The following is a 25,023-nucleotide window of genomic DNA, read 5'->3' on the forward strand; positions in this document are numbered from 1 at the left end:
CGGGGAGCCCGGTGTGAGCCCTGTGCTGATCGATCTCGGCGAGGTGCCGCGCGGCGAGTCACTGGCCCCGGCCGTCCCGGCCGAGGCGCCGCCGGTGCCGTCCCGTGTGCTGCTCGCGATCCTCTCGGTGATCCTGGCGGCCGGCCTGGGCGGGGCCGTCCGACCGGACCCGCCCACGCGGCCGGCGATCGTGCCGGCCGCGCAGGGTGACGTGCTCCGGGTGGTCGGCGACCGGCTCTACGTGATCGGCCGGCAGATGCCTCCCGGCGTCCGCGTCGTCCGGTCCCTCTCGCTGCCGGACGCACGACTGCTCTCCTGGCACCTGGTCGCCATCACCGGCGAGATCCTCGACGTGGCCGCCGCCGGCGACATGCTGCTGCTCAGCGTCCTGAACGAGCGGACCTCCCGGTTCGGCGCGATAGCGCTGCGGGCGACCGATCCGGACCCGGTGTGGCGGCGCCCGGTCCTGGTCGAGGGCGTCTCCGCGGCCGACCGCCTGGCGCTGGTCCGCGAGGAGGACGGCACCGGGTTCTGGTGGCGCGGGCTGGAGCTGTCGACCGGGGAGGTGCGCTGGAGCGTGCGCCAGCCCGCCGGCGACGTGATGTCGCCGTCCACGCACGGCGGCGGCTACCCGGACTGGCTCTACCAGCTCACCACGGACCGCCGGCTGCTGGCCTGGGACACCCGCACCGGCCGGCTCAGCGCCACGCAGAACATCCCGGAGCGCGGCCCGGAGACCCTCTCGCTCTGGCCGGCCGGCGACATGGCGCTGATCGGGGCGCGCCGCGACGGCACCACCGGGTACGACGCGGCGGAGGGCCTGCGGCAGCGCTGGCACAGCGGGGTGAACCTGAGCTGGTATCGCAACCCGAGCCCGTGCGGCGACCTGATCTGCGCGTTCCTGCCGCAGCGCGGGATCATGGTGATCGACCCGCGGACCGGCCGGGAACGCTGGTCCTCGGACCGGTGGAACTACGCCGAGCGGGTCGGCGGCTACCTGGTCACCGGGCTGCCCGGCACCGCGTTCCCGGAGCACTTCGTGCTCGACCCGGCCACCGGTGACGTGCTCGGCGAGGCGGGTCGCTGGCAGAGCGGCGGGCCGGGGCCGGAACCGGACACCGCGTACGTGCGGCGGGTCGTCCCCGGCGAGGACCGGGTCTGGTACGGGGTGCTCGACATGCGCCGGATGCGGATCCGGGTGTCCGGGGTGGCCGACCGGGTCGCCGGTGACTGCCACTTCGCCGCCGGCGCGCTCGTCTGCCGCCGCCTCGACGCCGCGGTCGGCGTTTGGCGGCTTGATTAGGCTTTGGTCATGCGCGTGCTGGTGGTGGAAGACGAGCGGAACCTGGCGGACGCGATCGCCCGCGGGCTGCGCCGCAAGGGGATGGCTGTCGACGTCGCGTACGACGGGTTGCAGGGCCACGAGATGGCCTACGTGACCCGGTACGACGTGGTGGTGCTGGACCGGGACCTGCCCGGCATGCACGGCGACCAGATCTGCGCCGAGCTGGTCGCCTCGGGCGCGCTGACCCGGGTGCTGATGCTCACCGCCAGCGGCACTGTCGCCGACCGGGTGGAGGGCCTGGAGCTGGGCGCCGACGACTACCTCGCCAAGCCGTTCGCGTTCGAGGAGCTGGTGGCCCGGGTGCAGGCGCTGGGCCGGCGGGCCACCCCGGCCGCGCCCCCGGTGCTCACCGTGGGCAACCTGGTGCTCGACCAGACCCGCCGGGTGGTGACCCGCGGCGGCGTGCCGATCGAGCTCACCAACAAGGAGTTCGGCGTCCTGGAGGAGCTGGTCAAGGCGCGCGGCGGGGTGGTGTCCACCGAGGAGCTGCTGGAGCGGGTCTGGGACGCCAACACCGACCCGTTCACCACGACCGTCCGGGTCACCATCAACACGCTGCGCAAGAAGATCGGCGATCCACCGCTGATCGAGACGGTGGTCGGCGCCGGTTACCGGGTGCCCGAGCCGGTCGTGGCCTCGTGACCGTCTACCTCGGCACGAAACGCCGGGCGCTGAGCCTCAGCATGCGCCCCACGCTCCGCCTGCGGCTCACCCTGCTCAACGGCATTCTGCTGGTCGGGGCCGGCGCCGTGCTGGTGCTGCTCGCCTGGCTGCTGGTCAGCGAGTCGCTGCACCCGGTCGACGAGCTGCGGGCCGGCTCGACCGTGACGCTGAACGACGGCAGCACCCGGGACGCGCTGGCCTGGCAGACCGGCATGGTCGAGCAGGCGTCCCGGGAACTGCTGGTGAAAGGCTTCAGCGCGCTCGCCGCGATCGGCATCATCGGCATCGCCGGGGCGTACGCGGTGGCCGGCCGTGCCCTGCGCCCGCTGCACAGCGTGACCCAGACCGCCCAGCGGCTCGGCGAGGAGACGCTGGACCAGCGGATCCGTTACTCCGGAGCGGACGACGAGGTGGCCGAGCTGGCGCGCACGTTCGACGCGATGCTGGACCGGCTGGCGGCCGCGTTCGAGTCGCAGAAACGGTTCGTGGCGAACGCCTCGCACGAGCTGCGGACGCCGCTCGCGGTGATGCGGACCGAGATCGACGTGACGCTCAGCGACGACGAGGCCGATGTGGCCGAGTACCGCCGGATGGCCAAGGTGGTCCGCAACGCCTCGGAGCGGGCGAACGGGCTGGTCGACGCGCTGCTGGTGCTGGCCCGCTCGGAGGCGCAGTCCGGCCGGCGGCTGGTCCGCAAGGTCCCGGCCGACCTGGCGACGAGCGTCTACAACGCGCTCTCCGCGGTGAAGGCCGAGGCCGAGCGGTTGAAACTGGACGTCACCACCGACCTGGAACCGGCCCCGGTGGTCGGCGATCCGAGCCTGCTGGACCGGCTGGCCGGCAACCTGATCGAGAACGCGATCCGCTACAACCACCTGCTCGGCCGGCTCTGGCTGCGGACCGAGTCGGTGAACGGGCAGACCCGGCTCATCGTCGGCAACACCGGTTACGAGGTCGAGCCGGCCGACGTTCCGGGGCTGTTCGAGCCGTTCCAGCGGGGCGGCTGGGAGCGTACCGGGTCGCGTGGTTCCGGCCTGGGGCTCTCCATCGTCCGGGCGGTCTGCGACGCGCACGGCGGCACGGTCTCCGCCGTCGCGCAGGAGGGCGGCGGGCTGGAGGTCACCGTGACCCTGCCGGCCGCCGACACCACGCCGGTCGTGACGGCCAGCGTGAGCGTTCCGCGCCGGCCCTGATCGCGTCCCGGGCCGGCGCGGCGCGCGGTCAGCTCTTCTTCTCGATCTGCGCGCGGAGCTTCGGGAACTCGGTCTTCACCTTCGCGGCGGTCTTGAAGTACCACATGACCATGCCGATGCTGCCCTCGTCGGCCCAGCTGCAGACCGCGACGTCGATGTCGGACGCGTTGGCGGTGCCGCACTGCGCCTCGCCGCCGAGGTCGCCGGTGCCGGCGTCGGAGAGGTTCTTGACCTCCAGGCCGCCGATGCCGATGCCGGCGAACGTGCCGTTCAGCGCCGACTTCGGATCCGGGACGTCGGTCTCGACGCCGATCGCGATGACGATGTCCTGCTTCTCGATCTTGCCGTAGAACGCGCCGAACGACTTGCTGCCGGGGTAGCCGGAGGCGAGCCCGTCCTCGAGCTCCTTGGTGATGCCGGCGAACTGGCCGTCGGTCAGCTTCGGGCGGCCGCCGAGGGTCTTCGGCTCGACGATCGTGATGGTCGAGGCCTTCTCGGTCGGCTGCGGGTCGCTCGTCGCGGTGCCCGTGGTCGGCTCACTGGTGGTGACCGAGTCGATGGTGTTCTGGGCGTCCTCGACCGCGTCCTTGCCGATCAGGTAGAGGCTGGTGATACCGCCGATGCAGAGTACCAGGAAGACCGCTACCGAGATCAGCACGATCGGGAGGACCTTGGACTTCTTCGGCGGCGGCGCCGCCGGGTATCCGGGCGGCGGGCCGTAGCCGGGCTGGCCGTAGGGCGGCTGGCCGGGCGCGGGGTATCCGGGCGGCGGCGGGTATCCGGGCGGGCCCGAGGCCGGCGGGCCGGAGGCGGGCGGGTATCCGGGCGGACCCGAGGCGGGCGGGCCGGAAGCCGGCGGCCCGTAGGACGGCGGGCCGTAGGGCGACTGGTCCGGGTTCGGCGGCCCGTAGGGCGACTGATCCGGGTTGGGCGAGCCGTAGGGCGGCTGATCCGGGTTGGGCGGGCCGTAAGGTGGCTGCGACATCAAAACTCCATGATCGGGGTTGACGCAGCTTATCGAGGGTCTTGCGGTCTGCCCAGGAGGATTCTCACAGCCGGGTGACAGCAAGGAGCCCCCGCACCGGCGGGGGCTCCTCACGTGACGCTTCCGGATCAGGCGGGGACGTTCGCCACACCGAGGCGCAGGAAGCGCTTGCCGGTGACCCGCTCGGCGGTGCCGCTGCGGTCCAGGTACGGCGTGATGCCGCCCAGGTGGAACGGGTATCCCGCGCCGAGGATCATGCACAGGTCGATGTCCTGCGCCTCCGCGACCACGCCCTCGTCGAGCATGATGCGGATCTCCTCGGCCAGGGCGTCGAGGGCCTTCTGCCGTACCTCGTCGGCGGTCAGCGGGCTGTCGCCGAGCACCAGGGCCTTGGCCACCTCGGGGTTGATCTCGTCGTCGACGAGCAGCGGCTGACCGAGGTCGACGATCTTCTTGAGGTTGGCCGAGTCCACGAACCGGTCCGGGAACGCGGCGTGCAGCGTCTCACCCACGTGGTACGCCACGGCGGGGCCGACCAGCTGCAGCAGCGCGACCGGGCGCATCGGCAGGCCCAGCGGGTCGAACGCCTCGTTGACCACGTCGAGCGGGGTGCCGGCGTCGACCGCCTTGAAGACCTCGCTGGTGAATCGGGTGAGCACCCGGTTCACCACGAACGCCGGGGCGTCCTTGACCAGCACCGACGACTTCTTCAGCTGCTTGCCGACCTCGAACGCGGTGGCGAGCGTCGCGTCGTCGGTCTGCTCGCCCTTGATGATCTCCAGCAGGGGCAGGACCGCGACCGGGTTGAAGAAGTGGAAGCCGACGACCCGTTCCGGGTGCGCGAGGTCCGCCGCCATCTCGGTGATCGACAGCGAGCTGGTGTTGGTCGCGAGGATGGCCTCCGGGGAGACGATCTTCTCGAACTCGGCCCAGATCTGCTTCTTCAGGTCGAGGTTCTCGAACACCGCCTCGATCACGAAGTCGGCGTCCGCGAAGACCGACTTGTCGACCGAGCCGCTGATCAGGCCGCGCAGCTTCGCCGCGGTGCCCTCGTCCATCCGGCTCTTGCCGACCAGCTTGTCGATCTGCTCGTTGACGTAGGCCACGCCCTTGTCGACGCGCGCCTGGTCCAGGTCGGTGAGCACGACCGGCACCTGGAGGCGGCGCAGGAAGAGCAGGGCCAGCTGGGACGCCATCAGACCGGCGCCGACGATGCCGACCTTGGTGACCTTGCGGGCCAGCGACTTGTCCGGCACGCCGACCGGGCGTTTCGCCCGGCGCTGGACCAGGTCGAACGCGTACAGGCTGGCACGCGACTCGTCACCCATGATCAGGTCAGCGAGCGCCTCGGTCTCGGCCGCGGTGCCGTCTTCGAAGGACGACTCCTTGGCGAGCGCGAGCAGTTCCAGCGCCTTGTTCGCGGACGGGACCGCGCCGTGCAGCTTCTCGTCGAGCTGCTGCTTGGCGAAGAACAGCACCCCGTCCCACATGTCCTTGTCGACCTCGGGACGCTCCACCGTGACGTCGCCCTTGACCACGCCGGCCGCCCAGGCGAGCGAGTCCTCGAGGAACTCGGCCGGCTCGAAGAGCGCGTCCGCGACACCCAGCTCGCGGGCCTGCTTCGGGCGCAGCGTCTTCTGGGTGAGCGGGTTCTGCAGGATCACCTGGGCAGCGCCCGGCACGCCGATCAGGTTCGGCAGCAGCTGGCTGCCGCCCCAGCCGGGGATCAGGCCGATCGCGACCTCGGGCAGGCCGAGCGCCGCCGCGCCGCCGGAGACCGTGCGGTAGTGGCAGTGCAGGGCGACCTCGAGGCCGCCACCGAGCGCCGCGCCGTTGATGAACGCGAACGTCGGGATCTCGCTGTTCCTCAGGCGCGCGAACACCCGGTGACCGAGCTCGCCCAGCGCAACGGCCTGCTCACGGGAGCTGATCAGCGGCATGCCGGTGATGTCCGCGCCCACGCAGAAGATGTACGGCTTACCGGTGATCGCGATGAACGCCGGCTCCGCCGCGGTCGCCGTGGTGATCGCCTCGTCCAGCGACTTCAGACCCGCCGGGCCGAAGCTGTTCGGCTTCTTGTGGTCGAAGCCGTTGTCCAGCGTGATCAGAGCGGCCTTCTTGTCGAGGCCGGGCACGCTGACCAGGCGGACGAGCGCCTTGGTCACTACCTCGTTCGGGTTCTCGATCACTTGCCAGCGCCTTCCCAGTTCGGGTTCTCCCAGATCACTGTGCCGCCCATGCCGATGCCGATGCACATCGCGGTGAGGCCGTAGCGGACCTCGGGGTGCTCCTCGAAGTGACGGGCCAGCTGCGTCATCAGCCGCACGCCGGAGGAGGCGAGCGGGTGACCGATCGCGATCGCGCCGCCCCACGGGTTGACCCGCGGGTCGTCGTCGGCGATGCCGTAGTGGTCGAGGAACGCCAGCACCTGGATCGCGAACGCCTCGTTCAGCTCGAACAGGCCGATGTCGTCGATGGTGAGGCCGGCCTTCTTGAGGGCCTTCTCGGTCGACGGGATCGGGCCGTAGCCCATGATCTCCGGCTCGACGCCGACGAACCCGTACGACACCAGCCGCATGGCGACCGGCAGGCCCAGCTCACGGGCGGTCGCCTCGTCGGCGAGGATGGCCGCTGTCGCGCCGTCGTTGAGGCCGGCGGCGTTGCCCGCGGTGATCCGGCCGTGCGGGCGGAACGGGGTCTTCAGCGTGGCGAGCTTCTCCATCGAGGTCTCGCGCGGCGCCTCGTCGACGGTCGCCAGGCCCCAGCCCTGCTCGGCGCTGCGGATCGCCACCGGCACCAGGTCCGGCTGGAGCTTGCCGTTGGCGTACGCCTTGGCGGTCTTGATCTGCGAGTTCAAGCCGTACCGGTCGGTGCGCTCCTTGGTGATGTGCGGCAGCCGGTCGTGCAGGTTCTCCGCGGTCGAGCCCATCACCAGCGCCGACGGGTCGACCAGCTTCTCGGCGAGGATCCGCGGGTTGGGGTCGACGCCCTCGCCCATCGGGTGCCGGCCCATGTGCTCGACGCCGCCCGCGATCGCGATGTCGTACGCGCCCATCGCGATGCCGCCGGCGACGTTCGTCACCGCCGTCATGGCGCCCGCGCACATCCGGTCGATGGCGTAGCCGGGGACGGTCTTCGGCAGGCCGGACAGCAGCGCGGCCGTGCGGCCGATGGTCAGGCCCTGGTCGCCGGTCTGGGTGGTGGCCGCGATGGCGACCTCGTCCACCCGGTCGGTCGGGAGCTGGGGGTTCCGCCGAATCAGCTCTCGGATGCAGCGGATCACCAGGTCGTCGGCGCGGGTCTCGGCATACATGCCGCCCGCCTTGCCGAACGGGGTGCGGACGCCGTCGACGAAGACGACCTCGCGTACTTCACGGGGCACAGCAAGCCTCCTTGCGGGCGTGAACCCAAAGCGTGCCCCGAATGCTACTCGCCGGTAACTAGAGCGTGCCACCGCATCGCGAAAACGTCACAGGCCTGTTTCCATTTCGCGTGCCGGTGGCGGGAAAGCCGAGGTCAGTGCCGTTGAGCCGCCCGGACGAACGAAAACCCGGCGACGCGGCGATTGGGCGACGCGGCGATTGGGTGACGCGGCGATTCGGCGACGCGGCGATTTGGGCGACGCGGCGATTCGGCGACGCGAGGACTCGGCGACACGAGGGCCCGGCGACGCCTCTGCGTCCGGGCGGCCTCGTCGAGCCAGCCCGCGTCACGATGGGTGACTGTCCGCGGGGAGCGTTACGGGGCCTGCGGCATTCTGTGGGGCCTCCCACGTCCGCGGCTTTCCGGAAAGCGCCGGCTTTACCCCGGATGCCGGCACGCCCGGTGACGATCCAGGGGTAGTCGTCCGGCTGCGAGGGGCGGCCGAATCGCCCCGGACTCGTCGCTCACCAGCACCGACTCCAAGATCCACGTGCTCCAAGTGGCATTGCGGCGACGCGAGCCGTAGCCGGCGCAGGCTAACGGCGCATGATTACAGCGCTCAGCTACGGCTCGGTGCGGCGAGCCGTAGCCGGCGCAGGTATGGCGGCTGGTTTGCAGCTCTCAGCTACGGCTCACACAACCGAGCCGTAGCCGGCGCAGGCTACCAGCGCGTGATTACAGCGCTCAGCTACGGCCCGGAGCGGCGAGCCGTAGCCGGCGCAGGTATGGCGGCTGCATTACAGCGCTCACCTACGGCTCGGGTTGGCGCGCCGTGCCACTGCGCGCGCCGTGCCACTGCGCTCACGTGCTCAGTCAGCCGCCTCCGGCGCGGGCAGCACCGCCTCCGGCGGGGGCAGCACCGCCTCCGGCGGGGGCAGCACCGCCTCCGGCGCGGGCAGCGCCGCCGCCAGCTGTTCGGCGATCAGACCGACCTGCCAGTTCCGCGCCCCGAAGCCGCGCAGCGTGTCGCCCACCGTCTGCGGCGAGACCTCGTCCGGCGGGGACCAGGCCAGCCGGCGGATGAAGTCCGGGCTGATCAGGTTCTCCGGCGGCAGGTTGTGCTGCTCGGCGGTGCCCACGACCACGGCACGGCACCGGGTCAGCCGGGCCGCGGCGACCGGGTCGCGCTCGGCCCAGCGGTGCGGCGGGGGCGGGCCCTCCACCGGCTGGTTCACCGGCAGCGCGTCGTCCGGCAGCGCCCGCGCCTGGTCCAGCGCGTCGAGCCAGATCCGGGCCAGCCGGCGCACCGAACGGCCACCGAACCCGGGGATGCCGAGCAGGGTGCGCTCGTCCTTCGGGTCGGCCTCGGCCGCCGCGACGATCGCCGAGTCCGGAAGCACCCGTCCGGGCGCGGAGTCGCGGCGGGCGGCCACACCGTCGCGCGCGTACCAGAGAGCGCGGACCCGGGACTGTGCCCGCGCCCCCCGTACCCGATGAATGCCTGAGGTTCGCCGCCACGGGTCGGGACGGACCCGCGGCGGCCGGTCCGCGCTGGCGACCAGAGCGGCGAACTCCTCGGCGGCCCAGGCGGTCTTGCCCTGCCGTTCGAGTTCGGCGGCGAGCAGGTCACGCAGGTCGGTGAGGAGCTCGACGTCGAGCGCGGCATAGGTGAGCCAGGAGTCCGGCAGGGGACGGGTGGACCAGTCCGCCGCCGAGTGGTGTTTCTCCAGCGAGTAGCCGAGCAGCTGCTCGGTGAGCGCGGCCAGGCCGACCCGCTCGAAACCGGCGAGCCGGGCGGCCAGTTCGGTGTCGAACAGGCGGCGCGGCTTGAATCCCAGCTCGGCCAGGCAGGGCAGGTCCTGGCTGGCGGCGTGCAGCACCCATTCGGACTCGGCCAGCGCGGCGTCGAGGGTGCGCAGGTCGTCCAGTGGCAACGGGTCGATCAGGACGGTGCCCGCGCCCGCCCGGCGCAGTTGCACCAGGTAGGCGCGCTGGGTGTAGCGGTAGCCGGAGGCGCGTTCGGCGTCCACGGCGACCGGTCCGGTCCCGGCCGACATCCGGGAGACCACATCGGCCAGTTCGGCCGAGGTCTCCACCGGACGCGGGGTTCCGTCGCGCGGGGCGGTGAGAGGTGTCGATGCGGGACCGCCAGAATTCGGGTCGGGCGGCACGGAGTGCGGTCCGTCCCCTGCTGTGTCCGGCGCGTCCCGACGGCGCAGGGGTGCTTCGTCGGTCACTCCGTAACCGTACGGGGGCGACGCCCTTGCCGTGCGCAGCCGGGGTCCGGCGCGTCGATTCTCGATCTTCTCCTGCGACTCAACCGCGGGGCGATTTCGTGCGTATCACTACACGCAGCGCTGAAAACTGGGAGGCCGCGCCGGATGAGCCCATACGAACCCTTCACCCCTGCCGACGGCTATGACCAGCGCCGCGGGGAGTGGGCAGCACCCGAGCAGCAGCAGTGGTTCCAGGAACAGCAGTGGGCCCAGGAACGGCAGTGGGACCAGCGGCAATGGGACCAGCAGCAATGGGACCAGCAGCAATGGGACCGGCAGCAGCGGTACCCCCAACCCGCGTACCAGCAGCCGGTTTACCAGGATCCGGTGCCGGCCGCCGCAACCCCGGCCCCGGTCGCGCGCATCGGCCGCGGCCGCATGGTGATCATCGCCCTGGTGGTCGCGCTGCTCGCGGTCTCCGCCTGGCAGGCGTTCCGGGTCGAAGGCATGATCCGCACCAGCGCAGATCTCGCCGACGCGGTCACCGCCGAACAGGGCCGCAGCCAGGACCTCGAGAAACAACTCGCCACCGTCTTCGATCCGGAGGGCATCTCGGCGGCGGTGCTGCCGAGCGTCTTCCGGGTCCGGGCCGGCGACTTCACCGGCACCGCGTTCGCGGTCGGCAGCACCGACGACGGGCGCACCAACCTCTTCACGAACTATCACGTGATCGAGGAGACGTTCGAGAGCGGCGACAAGTCGGTGTCGCTGGAGCGTGGCAACACCCGGATCGAGGCGACGATCGTGAAGGTGAGCGCGGGCAAGGATCTCGCGCTGCTGCGCACGACACGGGAGATCAAAGGGCTCGCGGTCGCCCCCGACGACGTGCGACCGGGCCAGCAGGTGGTGGTCGTGGGTGCGCCGCTCGGGCTGGACGACTCGGTCACCACGGGCGTGATCAGCGCGTACCGGCCCGACGACGCGGACGGCCCGACGATCCAGTTCGACGCGCCGATCAACCCCGGCAACAGTGGCGGCCCGGTGGTCAACACCAGCAAGCAGGTCGTCGGCATCGCCACCGCGAAAGCCCGTGACGCCGAGGGCATCGGGCTCGCCATCCCGATCGAGACCGCCTGCGACACCCTGGGATCCTGCGGAAAAGGCTAATTCATAGGGTACGGGACAAACCGCTCATTCCGCGTCCTACCCGTCCCGGACTACACCGCGACCACCTGCCACGAAAGGCCGCTGCGCGCCTTTCGCTACCGGTGCGTGGTCACCCCGCGGGGGCGCGATGGCGATCGCTGAGCGACGCCACCCCCGGCGGTGGCAGTCCCGCCGTCGACGCCAGCATCGCGCACCAGCCGCGCAGGTGGGCGCCGAAGTCGTCGGAGGTCGGCGTCCAGGACGCGCGCACCTCCAGATCCGCTGTCGGCTCCGGACCGGCCAGCTCACCGAACCGGGTCGACGCGGTCTGCGTCACGGTGCCGCCGATCGCCGTGTACGCGGCCGCGTAGTGCTCCAGCCCGTCGCAGAGCCAGCTCCAGGCCACGGCCGGCAGCAGCGGGTCGGTGGCCAGGTCCGCCTCCAGATCCGCGGTGATCAGCGTGACCAGGCGCAGGGTGCCGCGCCACGCCTCGTGGCCGTCCGGCTCGTGCAGCAGGATCAGCCGCCCGCTCGCCACCTCGTCCTCGCCGCGCAGCACGGTGGCGCTGAGCGCGAACGCGTACGGAGCGAGCTTCTGCGGTGGGGTGATCTCCTCGAGGAGGATCTCCGACCACGGCGAGTCCACGCGCAACCCGGTGACGGCGCGGGTGAACGCCTCGGGGGCAGCGGAGGGGGACGCCATGAAGGCAGACTAAGCCGATCCCAGGGCCCTCCGTACTCGGCACGCCGCCGGAGGGGAACACTGCCGTGGCACCATGACTCGGTGACCGTTCTCGAAGATTCCCCCTTTGTCCGGGCGTGTCGGGGCCTTTCGGGCCCGCACACGCCGGTCTGGTTCATGCGGCAGGCCGGGCGTTCGCTCCCCGAGTACCGCAAGATCCGTCAAGGGGTCGGCATGCTCGAGTCGTGCCGCCGTCCGGATCTGGTCACCGAGATCACCCTGCAGCCGGTCCGCCGGCACGGCGTCGACGCGGCGATCCTGTTCAGCGACATCGTGGTGCCGGTCGCCGCGGCCGGGATCGACCTGGACATCGTGGCCGGCACCGGCCCGGTGGTGGCCGATCCGATCCGATCCGCGCCCGACCTGGAACGGCTGCGCCCGATCACCCCGGACGACGTGGGCTTCGTCGCCGAGTCGGTGCGGCTGCTCGTCGCCGAGCTCGGCGGCACGCCGCTGATCGGGTTCGCCGGCGCGCCGTTCACGCTGGCCAGCTACCTGATCGAGGGCGGCCCGTCCCGGACGTACCTGAAGACCAAGGCGATGATGTACGGGCAGCCCGACCTGTGGCACGCCCTGCTCGGCCGGCTCTCCGAGATCACGCTGACGTTCCTGCGTACCCAGGTGGACGCCGGGGTCAGCGCGGTTCAGCTCTTCGACTCCTGGGCCGGCGCGCTCTCCGAGGCCGACTACCGGCAGTACGTGCTGCCCCACTCGGCCGCCGTGCTGAGCGGGCTGGCCGGCACCGGAGTGCCGAGGATCCACTTCGGGGTCGGCACCGCGGTGCTGCTCGAAGCGATGGGTGAGGCCGGCGCGGACGTGGTGGGCGTCGACTGGCGTACCCCGCTCGACGCCGCCACCAAGCGTCTCGGCCCGGCGAAGGCCGTCCAGGGCAACCTGGACCCGGCGATCCTCTTCGCCGGCTGGGAGACCGTGGAGCGGGAGACCCGCCGGGTGCTCGCGCAGGGCGCCGCCGCGCCGGGTCACGTCTTCAACCTGGGCCACGGCGTGATGCCGGAGACCGACCCGGACGTCCTGACCCGCCTGGTCGCCCTGGTCCACGAGGTCTCCGGCCGGTCCTGATCGCTGTCCCGCCGGTGTGATCGCCGCCTCGGCGGGCCGTTTTTCGTCCCGGCGGGATTAGGGACTTGTGTCTCTGGCCGCCCGGGACACGAGCCTGGAAGGGTTGCTGTCACAGCGGCCGATCCGGCGGGACCGGCTGCGGCACAGCGGCCGATCCGGCGGGACCGGCTGCGTCACAGCGGCCGACCCTGGGTGGGCGGAACCGGGCGGACCTGGGAGTGTGAGAAGCGTGCGGAAGCGGATCGCGGTCATCGGTGGCGGCATCGCCGGGCTGGCGGCTGCCGTGCGCCTGCGGGAGCAGATCCCGGAGGGCGCCGACATCGTCGTGTTCGAGCAGAGCGGCGCCCTGGGCGGCAAACTGCGCACCGGTGAGCTCGGCGGTCTCACGGTCGAGCGAGGCGCCGAGTCGTTCCTGGCGAGCGGTTCCGACGGCGCCGAGTCCGCGGCGGTGGCGCTGGCCCGCCGGCTCGGCCTCGGCGACGCCCTGGTGCACCCGGCACGACAGCCCGCCGCGCTCGCCATCGGCGGCCGGCTCACCCCGATCCCGGGCGGCACCCTGGTCGGTGTCCCCGGCGACCTCTCCACGCTGGACGGCATCGCCGACGCCGATCCCGCCGCCGATCAGGACCTCGGCCGCCCGCTGCTCGGGCCGGACGAGGACGTCGCGGTCGGCGCGCTGGTCCGCTCGCGCTACGGCGCCGAGGTGGTCGACCGGCTGGTCGACCCGATGCTCGGCGGGGTCTACGCGGGCCGCGCCGACCAGCTCTCGCTGCGTGTCACGATGCCGCAGCTGGCCCGCGCCGCCGAGACCGAGCACACGCTGCGCGCCGCGGTCCGGGCCGCACAGGCCCAGTCCCGGCGGGTGCCGGGCAAGCCGGTCTTCGCGGCCGTTGACGGCGGGATGAGCCGTCTCGTGTCGGCCGCCGCGACGGCGAGCCGGGCCCGGATCAGCCTCGGACTGCCGGTGCGCGAGTTGCTCCGCACCGCCGGCGGCTGGCGTCTCGTGCTCGGGCCGGTGCCCGCGCCGCAGACCGAGGACGTGGACGCCGTGGTGCTCGCCGTCCCGGCGAAACCGGCGTCCCGGCTGCTGGCCGAGGTGGCGCCGGCGGTGGCGGAGGCGGTCGGCTCGCTGAGTTACGCGAGCGTGGCCCTGGTGGGCCTGGCGCTCCCGCCGGGCACCGTGCTGCCCGAGCTCTCCGGCTTCCTGGTGCCGCCGGGCGAGGGCACGCTCGTCAAGGCGGCCACGTTCTTCACCCGCAAATGGCCGCACCTGGACCGGCCGGCCGGCCCGGTCGTGGTGCGCGCCTCGCTGGGCCGGGCCGGCGAGGAGGACCGCTTGCAGCTGGACGACGCCGCGCTGCTCGCGCGGGCCCGCCGTGAGCTGGGCGAGTTGCTGGACCGGGCCCGCCAGGAGCTCGGCGAGCCGGCCGGCGCGCCGCTGCCGCCGCCGGCCGCGTCCTGGATCCAGCGGTGGGGCGGCGCCCTCCCGCAATACGCTCCCGGCCACGCCGACCGGGTCGCGGCGGCCCGGGCAGCGCTGCCGCCGGGTCTGGCCCTGGCCGGGGCGGCGTTCGACGGTGTCGGCATTCCGGTGTGTGTGGCAAGCGGCGAGCGCGCCGCGGACGATGTAAGCAAGTTCTTGGAGGAAGCATGAGCGAGCAGACCAACGCGGCGCGGATCAACGAGCTGAACGCGACGATCCGCTACACCATGTGGTCGGTGTTCCGGGCCGCGACGCCGCTGCCGGCGCTTCGCGACGACCTGGCCGGTGAGGTCGACGCGCTCTTCGAGCAGCTGTCCGCCAAGGACGTGACGATCCGCGGCACCTACGACGTCTCCGGCCTGCGCGCCGACGCCGACGTGATGATCTGGTGGCACGCCGAGTCGCCGGACGCGCTGCAGGACGCCTACGGGCTGTTCCGCCGCACCGCGCTCGGCCGGCACCTGGAGCCGGTCTGGTCGCAGATGGCGCTGCACCGCCCGGCCGAGTTCAACCGCAGCCACCTGCCGGCGTTCCTGGCCGGCGAGGAGGCCCGCTCCTACATCTGCGTCTACCCGTTCGTCCGCTCCTACGAGTGGTACCTGCTGCCCGACGCCGAGCGCCGCCAGCTGCTGGCCGAGCACGGTCAGATGGCCCGGCCGTACCCGGACGTGCGCGCCAACACGGTCGCCTCCTTCGCCCTCGGTGACTACGAGTGGATGCTCGCCTTCGAGGCCGACGAGCTGCACCGCATCGTCGACCTGATGCGCGACCTGCGTGCCTCCGGCGCCCGCCGGCACGTCCGCGAGGAGGTCCCGTTCTACACCGGCCGCCGCCGCTCGATGACCGAGCTGGTCGCCAACCTCCCCTGACCCACCACCCCGCGTGTGGAGTTGGGGTGCGGACAGCGCCCGAATTCCACACGCCGGCCCCGGTTTCGCCCCGCGTGTGGAGTTGGGGTGCGGACCGCGCCCGAATTCCACACGCCGGCCCCGGTTTCGCCCTGCGTGTGGAGTTGAGGTTCGGACAGCGCCCGAAATCCACACGCCGGCCCCGGGTTTGCCCTGCGTGTGTAGTTGGGGTGCGGAGCGCGCCTCAACTCCACACGCGGGTGTGGGAGCCGGCGCGGCACGCCGGGGCCGGCGGCGGGAAGCGCCGGCCCGGAGGACCGTCAGGTGTGCGTCTCCCGGTGGGCGGGCCGGCTGCGGTTGGGGACGGCGCGGCGCGTACCTATGCGGGTTTCGCCATCGGGATGTGGGGGATGCCGTCCTCCAGGTATTCGGGGCCGGTCCGGGCGAATCCGAATCTGGCGTAATAGTCGGCCAGGTGCGCCTGCGCGTGGAGCACGGCGGGACGGTTGCCGATCACGGTCAGCGCCTCGGTGAGCAGCCGGCCGGCCAGGCCCGTGCCCCGGGCCTCCTTCGCGGTGACCACGCGGCCGATCCGCTCGGCGTCCGGGTCCCGCAGCACGCGCAGGTACGCCCGGACCGCACCGTCACGCTCGAACCACAGGTGCCGGGTTCCGGGCTCGGTGTCCCGGCCGTCCAGTTCCGGGTAGGCGCATTCCTGTTCGACCACGAAGACGTCCACGCGCAACCGCAGGATCGCGTAAAGAGTTGTGGTGTCGAGATCGCGGAACGAGGCCACTCGCAGCTCATCGTGTGGTTCAGGATGCATCGGCACAACATACGCGGCGTGTCCTCACCTTCGGGGCATTCCTGCCGTTGTACGGATGAGGCACCGTTTTGTGGAGGACGCCATGATCAAACGCAGCAAGTTGTTCGGCAACAAGACCCGCGTCACGTTCAGCCTGCCGGCGAACGAGCCGGCGGGCCGGGTCAGCGTCGTCGGCGACTTCAACGACTGGGAGCCGGGCCGGCACGAGCTCCAGGCGCGGCGCAACGGCACGCGCACGGTCAGCGTTCCGCTCGATCCGGGCCACTACAAGTTCCGCTATCTGGCGAGCGACGGTGTCTGGCTGGACGACGAGCAGGCCGACGTGGTCGGTCCGCACGGCAGTGAAATCCGCCTATAAGCGTTACGGCCGGTCGTCCGGGGGGATCTGCTGATCGGTAAGCAGCTCACCTTCGAGGAGGAACCGTGGCAGACGTCAAACTGGCGATCATCTACTACTCGTCCACCGGCACCATCCACGGCATGGCGGAACGGTTGCGGGAGGCGGGGGAGAAGGCCGGCGCCGAGGTACGTCTGCGTCAGGTGCCGGAGCTCGCCCCGGAGGAGGCGATCGCCTCGAACGCGGCGTGGAGCCAGCACTTCGACCGCACCAAGAACGAGCCGAAGGCGACAGCGGACGACGTGGTCTGGGCCGACGGCGTGCTCTTCGGCACCCCGACCCGGTACGGCAACGTGTCCAGCCAGCTCAAGCAGTTCATCGACACCCTGGGACCGCAGTGGGGGCAGGGTCTGCTGGCGAACAAGGCGTACGCCGGGTTCACCGCGTCGATGACCGAGCACGGTGGTCAGGAGTCCACCCTGCTGGCCCTCTACAACACGATCTACCACTTCGGCGGCATCGTGGTGGCGCCCGGTTACACCGACCCGCTGAAGTTCGCCGACGGCAACCCGTACGGCGTCTCGCACGTCACCGGCGGCAGCAACGACGCGCCGCTCACCGGCGTGCAGTTCGCCGCTTTGGATCACCTCGCCACCCGGATGGTCACGATCGCCGGGAAGCTGAGCGCCTGAGGGCTGTCCTTGCTCCCGCCGGCACCCGTCGGGGCGCTACGGTTTCGCCATGGCCGTCGACACCCAGTACGAAGACCTGCTCCGGCGGGTGCTGCAGACCGGAACGCCGAAAACCGACCGCACCGGGACCGGCACCCGAAGCCTCTTCGGCGAGCGCCTGCGGTATGACCTCTCCCAGGGCTTCCCGCTGATCACCACGAAGCGGGTGCACTTCAAGTCGATCGCGGTGGAGCTGCTCTGGTTCCTGCGCGGCGACACCAACGTCGCCTGGCTGCACGAGCAGGGCGTGACGATCTGGGACGAGTGGGCGGACGACGCGGGCGAGCTGGGGCCGGTCTACGGTCACCAGTGGCGGTCGTGGCCGACGCCGTCCGGCGAGGTCGACCAGATCTCTGAGATCTTGGACACCCTCCGGAAGAACCCGGACTCGCGCCGCATGATCGTCTCGGCGTGGAACGTCGGCGACCTGCCGAAGATGGCGCTCGCGCCCTGTCACGCGATGTTCCAGTTCTACGTGGCGGACGGCAAGCTCTCCTGCCAGCTCTACCAGCGCAGCGCCGACCTCTTCCTCGGCGTGCCGTTCAACATCGCCAGTTACGCGCTGCTCACCCGGATGGTCGCCGCGCAGGCCGGCCTGGCGCCCGGTGACTTCATCTGGGTCGGCGGCGACTGCCACATCTACAACAATCACGTCGAGCAGGTCACCGAGCAGCTGACCCGCGAGGCGTACCCGTTCCCGGAGCTGGAGATCGCCGAGCGGCCCGATCTCTTCACGTACGCGTACGAGGACTTCACGGTGGTGAACTACCGGCACCACCCGGCTCTGAAAGCCCCCGTCGCGGTATGAGAGAGCTCCTACCGCGGCTCTCGCCTCCATGCTCGGAAGGCGCGGCATGAGCGTGCACATGATCTGGGCGCAGGCGCGGAACGGGGTGATCGGCGCGGCCGGTGACATCCCGTGGCGGCTCCCCGGCGAGCAGCGCCTGTTCAAGGAGCGCACGATGGGCTCGACAGTGGTGATGGGGCGGGCCACCTGGGATTCGCTGCCGGAACGGTTCCGCCCGCTACCGGGCCGCCGTAATGTCGTACTGACCAGGGACCCGGGCTGGAAAGCCGAGGGCGCGGTGGTCACCCACTCCCCGGCGGACATCACCGAGGACGACTTCTGGGTGATCGGCGGGGGCGGAATCTATGCCGCGTTCCTGCCCCGGGCCGGGCACGTGGTCCGCACGACCATAGACTTCGATGCGGAGGGTGACACGTTCGCCCCGGCCCTCGGTCCGGAGTGGGTGGTGTCCTCGTCCACCGGCTGGATCACGGCCGAGACAGGTCACCGTTACCGGATAGACGACCTGGAGCGGCTTGACTTCCACGGGGGTGACACCTTCCATTAGCGGATCTGAGGTATCTTCTGCGACCATTGGCTGGCGAAGATCGTTCGCGTTACGCGGGCGCACGTAAGCCTTTTCACTGAGAGCCATTACCTGGGGACGGCAAATGTCACGTGACTTCGTGCTCAACTCACTGACCCTCTCGGTCGTGACGCCGATGTACAACGAGCGCGAGGCGGTGGACCACTTCGTGGCGCGTCTGCGCCCGGTGCTGGACGGCCTGGGCGTCACGTACGAAGTGGTCGCGGTTGACGACGGCAGCCGGGACGAGACGGTCAAGCGGTTGCTCGAGCTGCGGGAGGACTGGTCGGCGCTGCGCGTGGTCAAGCTGCGCCGCAACGTGGGGCACCAGTCGGCGCTCGCGGCCGGCCTGAAGGCCGCCCGCGGTGAGTACGTCGTGAGCATCGACGCCGACCTCCAGGACCCGCCGGAGGTCATCGGCGACATGCTGACGAAGGCGCGTGCGGAGAACCTGGACGTGGTCTACGGCGTCCGCAGCGACCGCAGCACCGACACGTCGTTCAAGCGCAACACCGCCGGCGTCTACTACTGGCTGATGCGCAAGCTGGTCGGCCCGCACCTCAGTGACCAGGCCGGCGACTTCCGCCTGATGAGCCGCGTGGTCGTGGACACCCTGAACGACCTGCAGGAGCAGCAGCCGGTGTACCGGCTGGTCGTGCCGTCGCTCGGCTTCGCCAGCGGCGAGGTGGCCTACGTCCGGGCGGAGCGCGTCGCCGGCGAGACCAAGTACCCGCTCACCAAGATGATCAAGCTGAGCGTGGACAGCGTCACCAGCTTCTCGGCGGCGCCGCTGCGGGTCGCCACCTGGCTCGGCCTGGTCACCTTCATGGTGTGTCTCGGTTTGGTGATCAGTGGGATCGCCGCGTGGGGGTTCGGTGTTACCGTGCCTGGCTGGACGTCCCTCTACATCGCCGTGCTGCTGCTCGGCGCGGTGCAGCTGATCTGCCTCGGCCTGCTCGGCGAGTACGTGGGACGTATCTATGCCGCGACCCAGAACCGCCCGAAGTTCCTGGTCGCGTTCGACACGGATGAGCAGGAGCCGATGAGCACGAAGCCGGAGGCCGTCTCGATGGAGACGGCGGCTGTACCGACGCAGTTGGCAACCCATCGGTGACATGACCACAGAAGTCACCGACACCCCCCGAACTGAAAAGACCGGACCGGCCACCGCTGCGGTGGCCGGTCGTCGGCGCTCGATTTTGAAGACAACCCTGCCATCCCCTGGCTGGCTGGCCCTGATCTTCACGCTCGCGGTCACCGCTGTGGCGATGAGCTACTACGGGGTCGGCGAGCGAGCCCAGCTCGCGTTCGCGGCGTACTCGCTCGGCTGCGTGACCCTGCCCGGCACGCTGATCTGGCGCGCTCTGCAGGGCCGCTCCGGCTATCTGCCGCTGGACGCCGCGTTCGGCACCGCGGCGGGCTTCGCCGTGGAGCTGCCGGTCTACATGCTGGCCCGCCAGGCCGACCTGCCGTACGCGGTGCTGTCCTGGCCGATCCTCACCGTCGTGGCGTTCGCCGCGGTGCCGCGGCTGCGCCGGTTCTGGCGCGGCAACGGCGAGCGGATGCCCGCCGGCGCCTCCTGGTCGGCCGCGCTGGGCACGTCGTTCATCCTGATCAGCGGCGCTCTGACGGTCTTCCGGTGGAACTCCCTGACCGGGCCGAACTACGCGGTCATGCACGTGGACTTCCCGTTCCAGTTCGCGCTGGTCGGCGAGTTCAAGCACGACGTGCCGCTGAACACGCCCTGGGTGGCCGGCGTCGAGCTGGTCTACCACTGGTACGTCTACGCCCACGGCGCGGCGGCGAGCTGGATCAGCGGCGTCGAGCCGCAGGTTCTGATCATGCGGTTGCTGCCGGTTCCGATGATCGCCGCCTTCCTGCTGGCCGTGATCGGCCTGGTGTACCGGATCACCGGTCGCTGGTGGCCGGGCAACGTCGCGATCCTCCTGATGATCGTGGCGGCCGTGACCGTCCCGTCCGGCTGGTCGAACAAGCCGATGGACGCGATCGTCTTCATCGACAACCTCTGGGTCAGCCCGACACAGACGTTCGCGGCGTTCTTCGCCATCGTGGCGATCTACGTGCTCTGCGGGATCTTCCAGGCCCCGGAGGGCGCCGAGCGTCGCCGCCCGGCGCCGTGGATCGTGCTGGCCGTGCTGATCGGCGCGATGGCCGGTGCGAAGGCCACGTTCGTACCCATGCTGATCTGTGGTCTGCTGCTGGCGCTCTTCTTCCGCCTGGTCCAGCGCAAGCGGCCCGGCCCGGAACTGCCGGCGCTGCTGATCTCGCTCGGCTGGCTGGCGTTCGCGCAGCTCATCCTCTACGGCTCCGGCTCGCAGGGCACCGAGGTGAACCCGCTGCAGACGGTGAAGTACTCGGTGCTGGGCCGGGCGGTGATGGGCACCCAGAGCGCGCTCAACGACTGGAGCACGCTCGTGGCGCTGACCGGTATCTCGCTCGGCGCCTGCCTGCTCGGCTGGGCCGGCGCGGCCGGCCTGCTGCGCAAGGGCTGGCGGACCGACCCGATCGTGCACGTGATGCTCGGGTTCGCGGTGGCCGGACTGGGCGCGCTGTACATCCTGGCGCACCCGGGCATGAGCCAGACCTACTTCGGCCGGTCGGCGACCCCGTACCTCGGGATCCTGGCCGCCCTCGGTCTCGCCGCGCTGCTTCCCGCCGGGAAGCCGGTCCCGGGCCGGTTCTTCGCCGTGGCAGGTCTCGGCGCGGCGGGCGGCGCCGCCGTGCTGCTGGTCATCCGGGCCACCGTGGGCGAGCGGGGGCCGGCCAAGCCCCTGGACAGCTTCACGGTGGCGCAGGCGACCCGGCCCTACCTGGTGCTGCTGGCCGCGATCGCCGGCCTGGTGGCGCTGGTCGTGGTGGTCGCGTTGCTGGTCAAGCTGGGCCGGGCTCAGGTGCTGGCGGCCGCCGCCGTCGCGGTCACGGCGATCGCCGTGACCAGCGGGGTGGTGACGAACCGGGGAATCTGGGACGCGCTCACCTCGGGGAAGTCGCAGCGGGACCTGGTCTCCGGGAGCAGCGTCTTCGCCATGCCGCCCGGTGCGATCAAGGCGAGCCGGTGGCTGCGGGACAACTCGGATCCGCGCGACCGCGTCGCCACCAACAGCCACTGCCGGCAGGGGTACAGCCCGTGCGACAGCCGGGACTTCTGGCTGGCGGCGTTCTCCGAGCGGCAGGTCGTGCTGGAGGGCTGGAGTTACACCGAGCCGGCGTTCTCCACCGGCGGCCTCTGGGACCGGACGCTGTACCGCAGCAAGTTCTGGGACCCGGGGCTGCTGCAGCGCAACGACGAGGTCTTCACCGACCCGACGGCGGAGCGGGTGAACTCGTTCACCGCGGAGCACGGCGTCCGCTGGCTGGTCGCGGTGGGCAGCGTGCCGCTGCCCGACCCGGACCGGAAGGGCGAGGTCTGGGCCAGCCCGGAGCTGGCCCAGTTCGCGACGGAGCGTTACCGCGCGGGTGACGTCACCGTCTATGAGGTGCGCTGAACCCTATTTCGGGTCCAGCCTGATCGACAGGCTGTTCACACAGTGCCGCGTGTTCTTCGGGGTGAAGCCCTCACCCCGGAACACGTGGCCCAGGTGCGAGTCGCAGCGCGCGCACCTGATCTCCACACGAACCATCCCGTGGCTGCGGTCCTCGATCTCCTTGACCGCGCCCGGGATGGCGTCGTCGAACGAGGGCCAGCCGCAGTGGCTGTCGAACTTCGTGTCGCTCGGGTAGAGCTGCGCCCCGCAGGCGCGGCAGTCGTAAACGCCCTCGGTCTTGGTGTCCACATACTCGCCGGTCCACGGCGCCTCGGTGCCCGCCTCGCGGAGCACCCGGAACTCGTCCGGGGAGAGGCGGATCCGCCACTCGTCCTCGGTGGTCGGCAGCGTGGTCTCATCGGTTGCCATGTGTCAACCGTACGTCGCACCCGGCGTGCGCCGGAGGTGAGAACGATCCCGTTGAGCTATTCATGGAAGCTGCATCCCCGGCGACGTTCCGGCCGACCTGGCAGCAGGCTCTCGGTCACGGTCTCTATCTCGGCGCGCTCAGCGCTGTGGCGGGTGTCACCGCGGCGGTGATGGTGACGCTGGCCTGGCCGGGCGGTGGCGGGCCGCCGGGGTGGGCGTTCGCTGTGGTGTTCACGGTGCCGCTGCTGCTCGGCGCGGTTCTCGGTCTGATGGCGGGCCGGCACACCGGGGTCGAGGTGGGCACCCGCGGCATCCGTACCTCGTCGGTTTTCCATGAGGGCATGGCGCCCTGGCACCGGGTCGTCGACCTGCGGGCCGAGCGGCGCGGCCGGCGCACCGTGGTCTCCGTCTACCTGGATTCCGGTGCCAGCGTGCAACTGCACGCACCGTACAGCGGGGGGTTCTTCGCGGCGGACCCGCAGTTCGAGCTCAAGCTGTTTGCTTTGTCTCATTTATGGAGGAGTCACCGTTTCGGTGGTCTTCCTAGTTGAAGACCCGCTGAAGGATGTTTCCGGGTAAAACGGGCAATCTCCGCTAAGCTCCCGTGCGACCATGGAACGTATCTTCAGCGACAGAACGGATACTCCTCTCATGAGCTTCTCGCGTCGGCTGACCGCCGGGATTCCCGCGGTCGGCGTCACCGTCCTCGCCGCTCTGGCCCTCAGCGGGTCGCCGGCTTCCGCTGCCACCGACGTCGCACCCGCGGCGGCCCGCCCGGCCGCCGTGGAGAGCCCCGAGCCGGGCGGCACCCGGGGCGCGGACGACTACAACGGCGACACCGGAGCCGAGCAACCCGCCACCGCGACGCCGGCGGCGCCAGCGACCACCGACACCACCGGCGGCACCCGCGGCAATCCGGGTTACGGCGGGGAGAGCCCCACCACGGCTCCGCCGGCCACCACCCCGCCGACCGCGCCGCCCGGCACGGTCCAGGCCACGCCGCCGGCCGGGGTCAGCTCGGAGACCGCCTCGCCGGGCCCGGCCGTGACCACCCAGGGCGCGGGCGTCAGCTCCGGCAGCACCCTGCCGGTCACCGGCGCGCCGATGGCCGGGACGATCGCGCTCGGTGGCCTGCTGGTCGCCGCCGGCGTCAGCGCGGTCTGGTACACCCGGCGCCGCCGCGCCTGATCCGCGCATCACTCGGGAAGGCCGCCCGCGCAGGTGGCCTTCCCGTTCTTTACGGGCAGACCGGGGACGCGCCGGGGCATAAGGTCGGAGCATGCCGAAAGCCGCCGCGGAAGAGATCGAGATCGCCGGCCACACCGTGCGCCTCTCCAGCCCCGACAGGGTGATGTTCCCGAGCCGGGGTTACACGAAGCGGGACGTCTTCGAGTACTACCTCGCGGTCGGCGACGGCATCCTGCGAGCTCTGCGGGACCGGCCGACCACCCTGCAACGCTTCCCCGACGGGCTCGAGGGCGAGACGTTCTTCCAGAAGCGGATCCCCACCCGCGGAGTTCCCGGCTGGATCCGGACCGCCACGATCACATTCCCGAGCATGCGTACGGCCGACGAACTGTGCCCGGCCGACCTGGCACACGTCGCCTGGGCCGCCCAGATGGGCACCGTGGTCTTCCACCCGTGGCCGGTGCGCGGCGCCGCCCCGGACAACCCGGACGAGCTGCGCATCGACCTCGACCCGCAACCCGGCACCGGCTTCGGCGACGTCGTGGCGACCGCCGGTGTGGTGCGTGAGGTGCTCGCCGAGCTGGGCTGGACCGGCTACCCCAAGACGTCCGGTGGCCGGGGCGTGCACGTCTACGTCCGGATCGCCCCGCGCTGGTCCTTCGTCGAGGTGCGCCGGGCCGTGATCGCGCTGGCCCGCGAGGTGGAGCGGCGCAACCCGGACGGCATCACCACCTCCTGGTGGAAGGAGGAGCGCGGCGAGAAGGTGTTCCTCGACTACAACCAGATGGCCCGGGACCGGACCATCGCCTGCGCCTACTCGTTGCGCGCCAACGCCCGGGCCACCGTCTCGGCGCCGGTGACCTGGGACGAGCTGGCCGACGTGGAGCCGGACGACTTCGACCTGCGGACCATGCCGGTCCGGTTCGCGGCGGCGGGCGACCCGCACGCCGCCATCGACGACGTCGAGCACGACATCACCCCGCTGCTGGAGTGGTCCGAACGCGACGAGAAAGCCGGACAGGGCGACCTGCCCTACCCGCCGGACCACCCGAAGATGCCGGGCGAGCCGCCGCGCGTGCAGCCCAGCAAAATCAACAAGGCGAACTGGTCATAGCGCCAGCTTGAAGCCCTCGTGCGAGGCGGTGAACCCGAGCCGTTCGTAGAAGCGGTGGGCGTCCGTGCGCCGCTTGTCGGTGGTCAACTGGACCATGCGGCAGCCGCGCTCGCGAGCCCGATCGACGGCCCACCGGATCAGCTCGCCGCCGAGGCCCTGCCCGCGCCGGTCGGAGCGGATCCGGACCGCCTCGATCAGCATGCGCTCGCCGCCGCCGCGGCTCAGCCCCGGGATGAAGGTGAGCTGGCAGGTGCCGGCCACCTCGTGCCGATCGACCGCCACGATCAGCTCGTTGCGGTCGTCGGCGTCGATCGCGTCGAACGCCGCCCAGATCGCCGCGTCCACATGCTCCGGCACCGTCCCGTACCCGCGCTCCCGGGTGATGTCGTCGTCCGCGAGCAGATCGAGGACGGCGGGGACGTCGGCGCGGGTGGCTGTCCGGAATTCCATGATCCCTACCCTGTCACGGCCTGTCG

Annotated in this window: 23 protein-coding genes and 1 pseudogene; 16 read left to right on the forward strand and 8 right to left on the reverse strand. The window is 71.3% G+C overall.

Annotation, left to right across the window (positions count from 1 at the left end):
- Positions 1–13: 13 nt before the first annotated feature.
- From AB0F72_RS00300 to AB0F72_RS00310, 3 genes are read left to right on the forward strand one after another with little or no spacing between them, the layout of a single operon-like run.
- On the forward strand, positions 14–1,303 hold the full coding sequence (locus AB0F72_RS00300; protein ID WP_360422690.1) for a PQQ-binding-like beta-propeller repeat protein: 1,290 nt from the start codon (positions 14–16) through the stop codon (positions 1,301–1,303).
- A 9-nt stretch (positions 1,304–1,312) separates the two neighbouring features.
- A complete protein-coding gene (locus AB0F72_RS00305; RefSeq protein WP_360422693.1) occupies positions 1,313–1,987 on the forward strand; it encodes a response regulator transcription factor in 675 nt (224 codons plus the stop codon).
- A gap of 41 nt (positions 1,988–2,028) precedes the next feature.
- On the forward strand, positions 2,029–3,201 hold the full coding sequence (locus AB0F72_RS00310; protein ID WP_360423782.1) for a HAMP domain-containing sensor histidine kinase: 1,173 nt from the start codon (positions 2,029–2,031) through the stop codon (positions 3,199–3,201).
- Positions 3,202–3,229: 28 nt separating this feature from the next.
- Here the strand turns inward: AB0F72_RS00310 and AB0F72_RS00315 are convergent, their stop codons facing one another.
- From AB0F72_RS00315 to AB0F72_RS00330, 4 genes and pseudogenes are all read right to left on the reverse strand, one after another.
- The gene (locus AB0F72_RS00315; RefSeq protein ID WP_360422696.1) at positions 3,230–4,186 is read right to left on the reverse strand and encodes a hypothetical protein; all 957 of its coding nucleotides are present in this window, start codon (positions 4,184–4,186) and stop codon (positions 3,230–3,232) included.
- Between the two features lie 128 nt (positions 4,187–4,314).
- Positions 4,315–6,375, reverse strand: coding sequence for a 3-hydroxyacyl-CoA dehydrogenase NAD-binding domain-containing protein (locus tag AB0F72_RS00320; RefSeq protein WP_360422699.1), 2,061 nt, complete (start codon positions 6,373–6,375; stop codon positions 4,315–4,317).
- Positions 6,372–7,568 carry a thiolase family protein gene (locus AB0F72_RS00325; RefSeq protein ID WP_360422702.1) on the reverse strand — a complete coding sequence of 399 codons (1,197 nt, stop codon included), beginning with the start codon at positions 7,566–7,568 and terminating at the stop codon, positions 6,372–6,374. Before AB0F72_RS00325 ends, AB0F72_RS00320 begins: the two co-directional genes overlap by 4 nt.
- A gap of 946 nt (positions 7,569–8,514) precedes the next feature.
- Positions 8,515–9,786: pseudogene (locus AB0F72_RS00330) on the reverse strand (ribonuclease D); the annotation flags it as partial.
- A gap of 144 nt (positions 9,787–9,930) precedes the next feature.
- On the opposite strand from AB0F72_RS00330, the gene AB0F72_RS00335 reads away from it, so the two are divergent.
- Positions 9,931–10,932 carry a S1C family serine protease gene (locus AB0F72_RS00335; protein WP_360422705.1) on the forward strand — a complete coding sequence of 334 codons (1,002 nt, stop codon included), beginning with the start codon at positions 9,931–9,933 and terminating at the stop codon, positions 10,930–10,932.
- A 109-nt stretch (positions 10,933–11,041) separates the two neighbouring features.
- On the opposite strand, the gene AB0F72_RS00340 is transcribed toward AB0F72_RS00335, so the two are convergent.
- Positions 11,042–11,614 (reverse strand): DUF3000 domain-containing protein, encoded by a 573-nt coding sequence (locus AB0F72_RS00340; RefSeq protein ID WP_360422708.1) that lies wholly within the window; start codon positions 11,612–11,614, stop codon positions 11,042–11,044.
- A 60-nt stretch (positions 11,615–11,674) separates the two neighbouring features.
- On the opposite strand from AB0F72_RS00340, the gene hemE reads away from it, so the two are divergent.
- From hemE to hemQ, 3 genes are all read left to right on the forward strand, one after another.
- Positions 11,675–12,733 (forward strand): uroporphyrinogen decarboxylase, encoded by a 1,059-nt coding sequence (gene hemE, locus AB0F72_RS00345; protein WP_360423785.1) that lies wholly within the window; start codon positions 11,675–11,677, stop codon positions 12,731–12,733.
- Positions 12,734–12,953: 220 nt separating this feature from the next.
- Positions 12,954–14,387: a protoporphyrinogen oxidase gene (gene hemG, locus AB0F72_RS00350; RefSeq protein WP_360422711.1), complete on the forward strand. Its 1,434-nt coding sequence runs from the start codon at positions 12,954–12,956 to the stop codon at positions 14,385–14,387.
- Entirely contained in the window at positions 14,384–15,085 is a 702-nt protein-coding gene (gene hemQ / locus AB0F72_RS00355; protein WP_360422714.1) for a hydrogen peroxide-dependent heme synthase, read from the forward strand. Before hemG ends, hemQ begins: the two co-directional genes overlap by 4 nt.
- A 358-nt stretch (positions 15,086–15,443) precedes the next feature.
- Here hemQ and AB0F72_RS00360 read toward each other — a convergent pair whose 3' ends face one another.
- Positions 15,444–15,890, reverse strand: coding sequence for a GNAT family N-acetyltransferase (locus AB0F72_RS00360; RefSeq protein WP_360422717.1), 447 nt, complete (start codon positions 15,888–15,890; stop codon positions 15,444–15,446).
- Positions 15,891–15,972: 82 nt separating this feature from the next.
- Between AB0F72_RS00360 and AB0F72_RS00365 the strand changes: the two genes are divergently transcribed.
- The 6 genes from AB0F72_RS00365 (at position 15,973) to AB0F72_RS00390 (ending at position 21,837) form a co-directional block, all read left to right on the forward strand.
- Positions 15,973–16,248 (forward strand): isoamylase early set domain-containing protein, encoded by a 276-nt coding sequence (locus tag AB0F72_RS00365; protein WP_360422720.1) that lies wholly within the window; start codon positions 15,973–15,975, stop codon positions 16,246–16,248.
- A gap of 65 nt (positions 16,249–16,313) precedes the next feature.
- The gene (gene wrbA / locus AB0F72_RS00370) at positions 16,314–16,919 is read left to right on the forward strand and encodes an NAD(P)H:quinone oxidoreductase type IV (RefSeq protein ID WP_360422723.1); all 606 of its coding nucleotides are present in this window, start codon (positions 16,314–16,316) and stop codon (positions 16,917–16,919) included.
- 49 nt (positions 16,920–16,968) lie between these two features.
- Positions 16,969–17,766, forward strand: coding sequence for a thymidylate synthase (locus AB0F72_RS00375; RefSeq protein WP_360422726.1), 798 nt, complete (start codon positions 16,969–16,971; stop codon positions 17,764–17,766).
- 46 nt (positions 17,767–17,812) lie between these two features.
- A complete protein-coding gene (locus AB0F72_RS00380; RefSeq protein WP_360422729.1) occupies positions 17,813–18,313 on the forward strand; it encodes a dihydrofolate reductase in 501 nt (166 codons plus the stop codon).
- A 103-nt stretch (positions 18,314–18,416) separates the two neighbouring features.
- A complete protein-coding gene (locus AB0F72_RS00385; protein ID WP_360422732.1) occupies positions 18,417–19,445 on the forward strand; it encodes a glycosyltransferase family 2 protein in 1,029 nt (342 codons plus the stop codon).
- Between the two features lies 1 nt (position 19,446).
- Positions 19,447–21,837: a hypothetical protein gene (locus AB0F72_RS00390; protein WP_360422735.1), complete on the forward strand. Its 2,391-nt coding sequence runs from the start codon at positions 19,447–19,449 to the stop codon at positions 21,835–21,837.
- 3 nt (positions 21,838–21,840) lie between these two features.
- Here AB0F72_RS00390 and msrB read toward each other — a convergent pair whose 3' ends face one another.
- A complete protein-coding gene (msrB, locus tag AB0F72_RS00395; protein ID WP_360422738.1) occupies positions 21,841–22,245 on the reverse strand; it encodes a peptide-methionine (R)-S-oxide reductase MsrB in 405 nt (134 codons plus the stop codon).
- Positions 22,246–22,307: 62 nt separating this feature from the next.
- Here msrB and AB0F72_RS00400 point away from each other — a divergent pair, with 62 nt between their 5' ends.
- From AB0F72_RS00400 to ligD, 3 genes are all read left to right on the forward strand, one after another.
- The gene (locus tag AB0F72_RS00400) at positions 22,308–22,796 is read left to right on the forward strand and encodes a hypothetical protein (protein WP_360422741.1); all 489 of its coding nucleotides are present in this window, start codon (positions 22,308–22,310) and stop codon (positions 22,794–22,796) included.
- 100 nt (positions 22,797–22,896) lie between these two features.
- The gene (locus tag AB0F72_RS00405; protein WP_360422744.1) at positions 22,897–23,433 is read left to right on the forward strand and encodes a hypothetical protein; all 537 of its coding nucleotides are present in this window, start codon (positions 22,897–22,899) and stop codon (positions 23,431–23,433) included.
- A 91-nt stretch (positions 23,434–23,524) separates the two neighbouring features.
- Positions 23,525–24,547 carry a non-homologous end-joining DNA ligase gene (gene ligD, locus AB0F72_RS00410; protein ID WP_360422746.1) on the forward strand — a complete coding sequence of 341 codons (1,023 nt, stop codon included), beginning with the start codon at positions 23,525–23,527 and terminating at the stop codon, positions 24,545–24,547.
- Here ligD and AB0F72_RS00415 read toward each other — a convergent pair.
- Positions 24,542–24,997, reverse strand: coding sequence for a GNAT family N-acetyltransferase (locus AB0F72_RS00415; protein ID WP_360422749.1), 456 nt, complete (start codon positions 24,995–24,997; stop codon positions 24,542–24,544). The genes ligD and AB0F72_RS00415 overlap by 6 nt on opposite strands.
- Positions 24,998–25,023 lie beyond the last annotated feature (26 nt).

Origin of the sequence: Actinoplanes sp. NPDC023936 (assembly GCF_040639325.1) — a bacterium.
GTDB lineage: Bacteria > Actinomycetota > Actinomycetes > Mycobacteriales > Micromonosporaceae > Actinoplanes.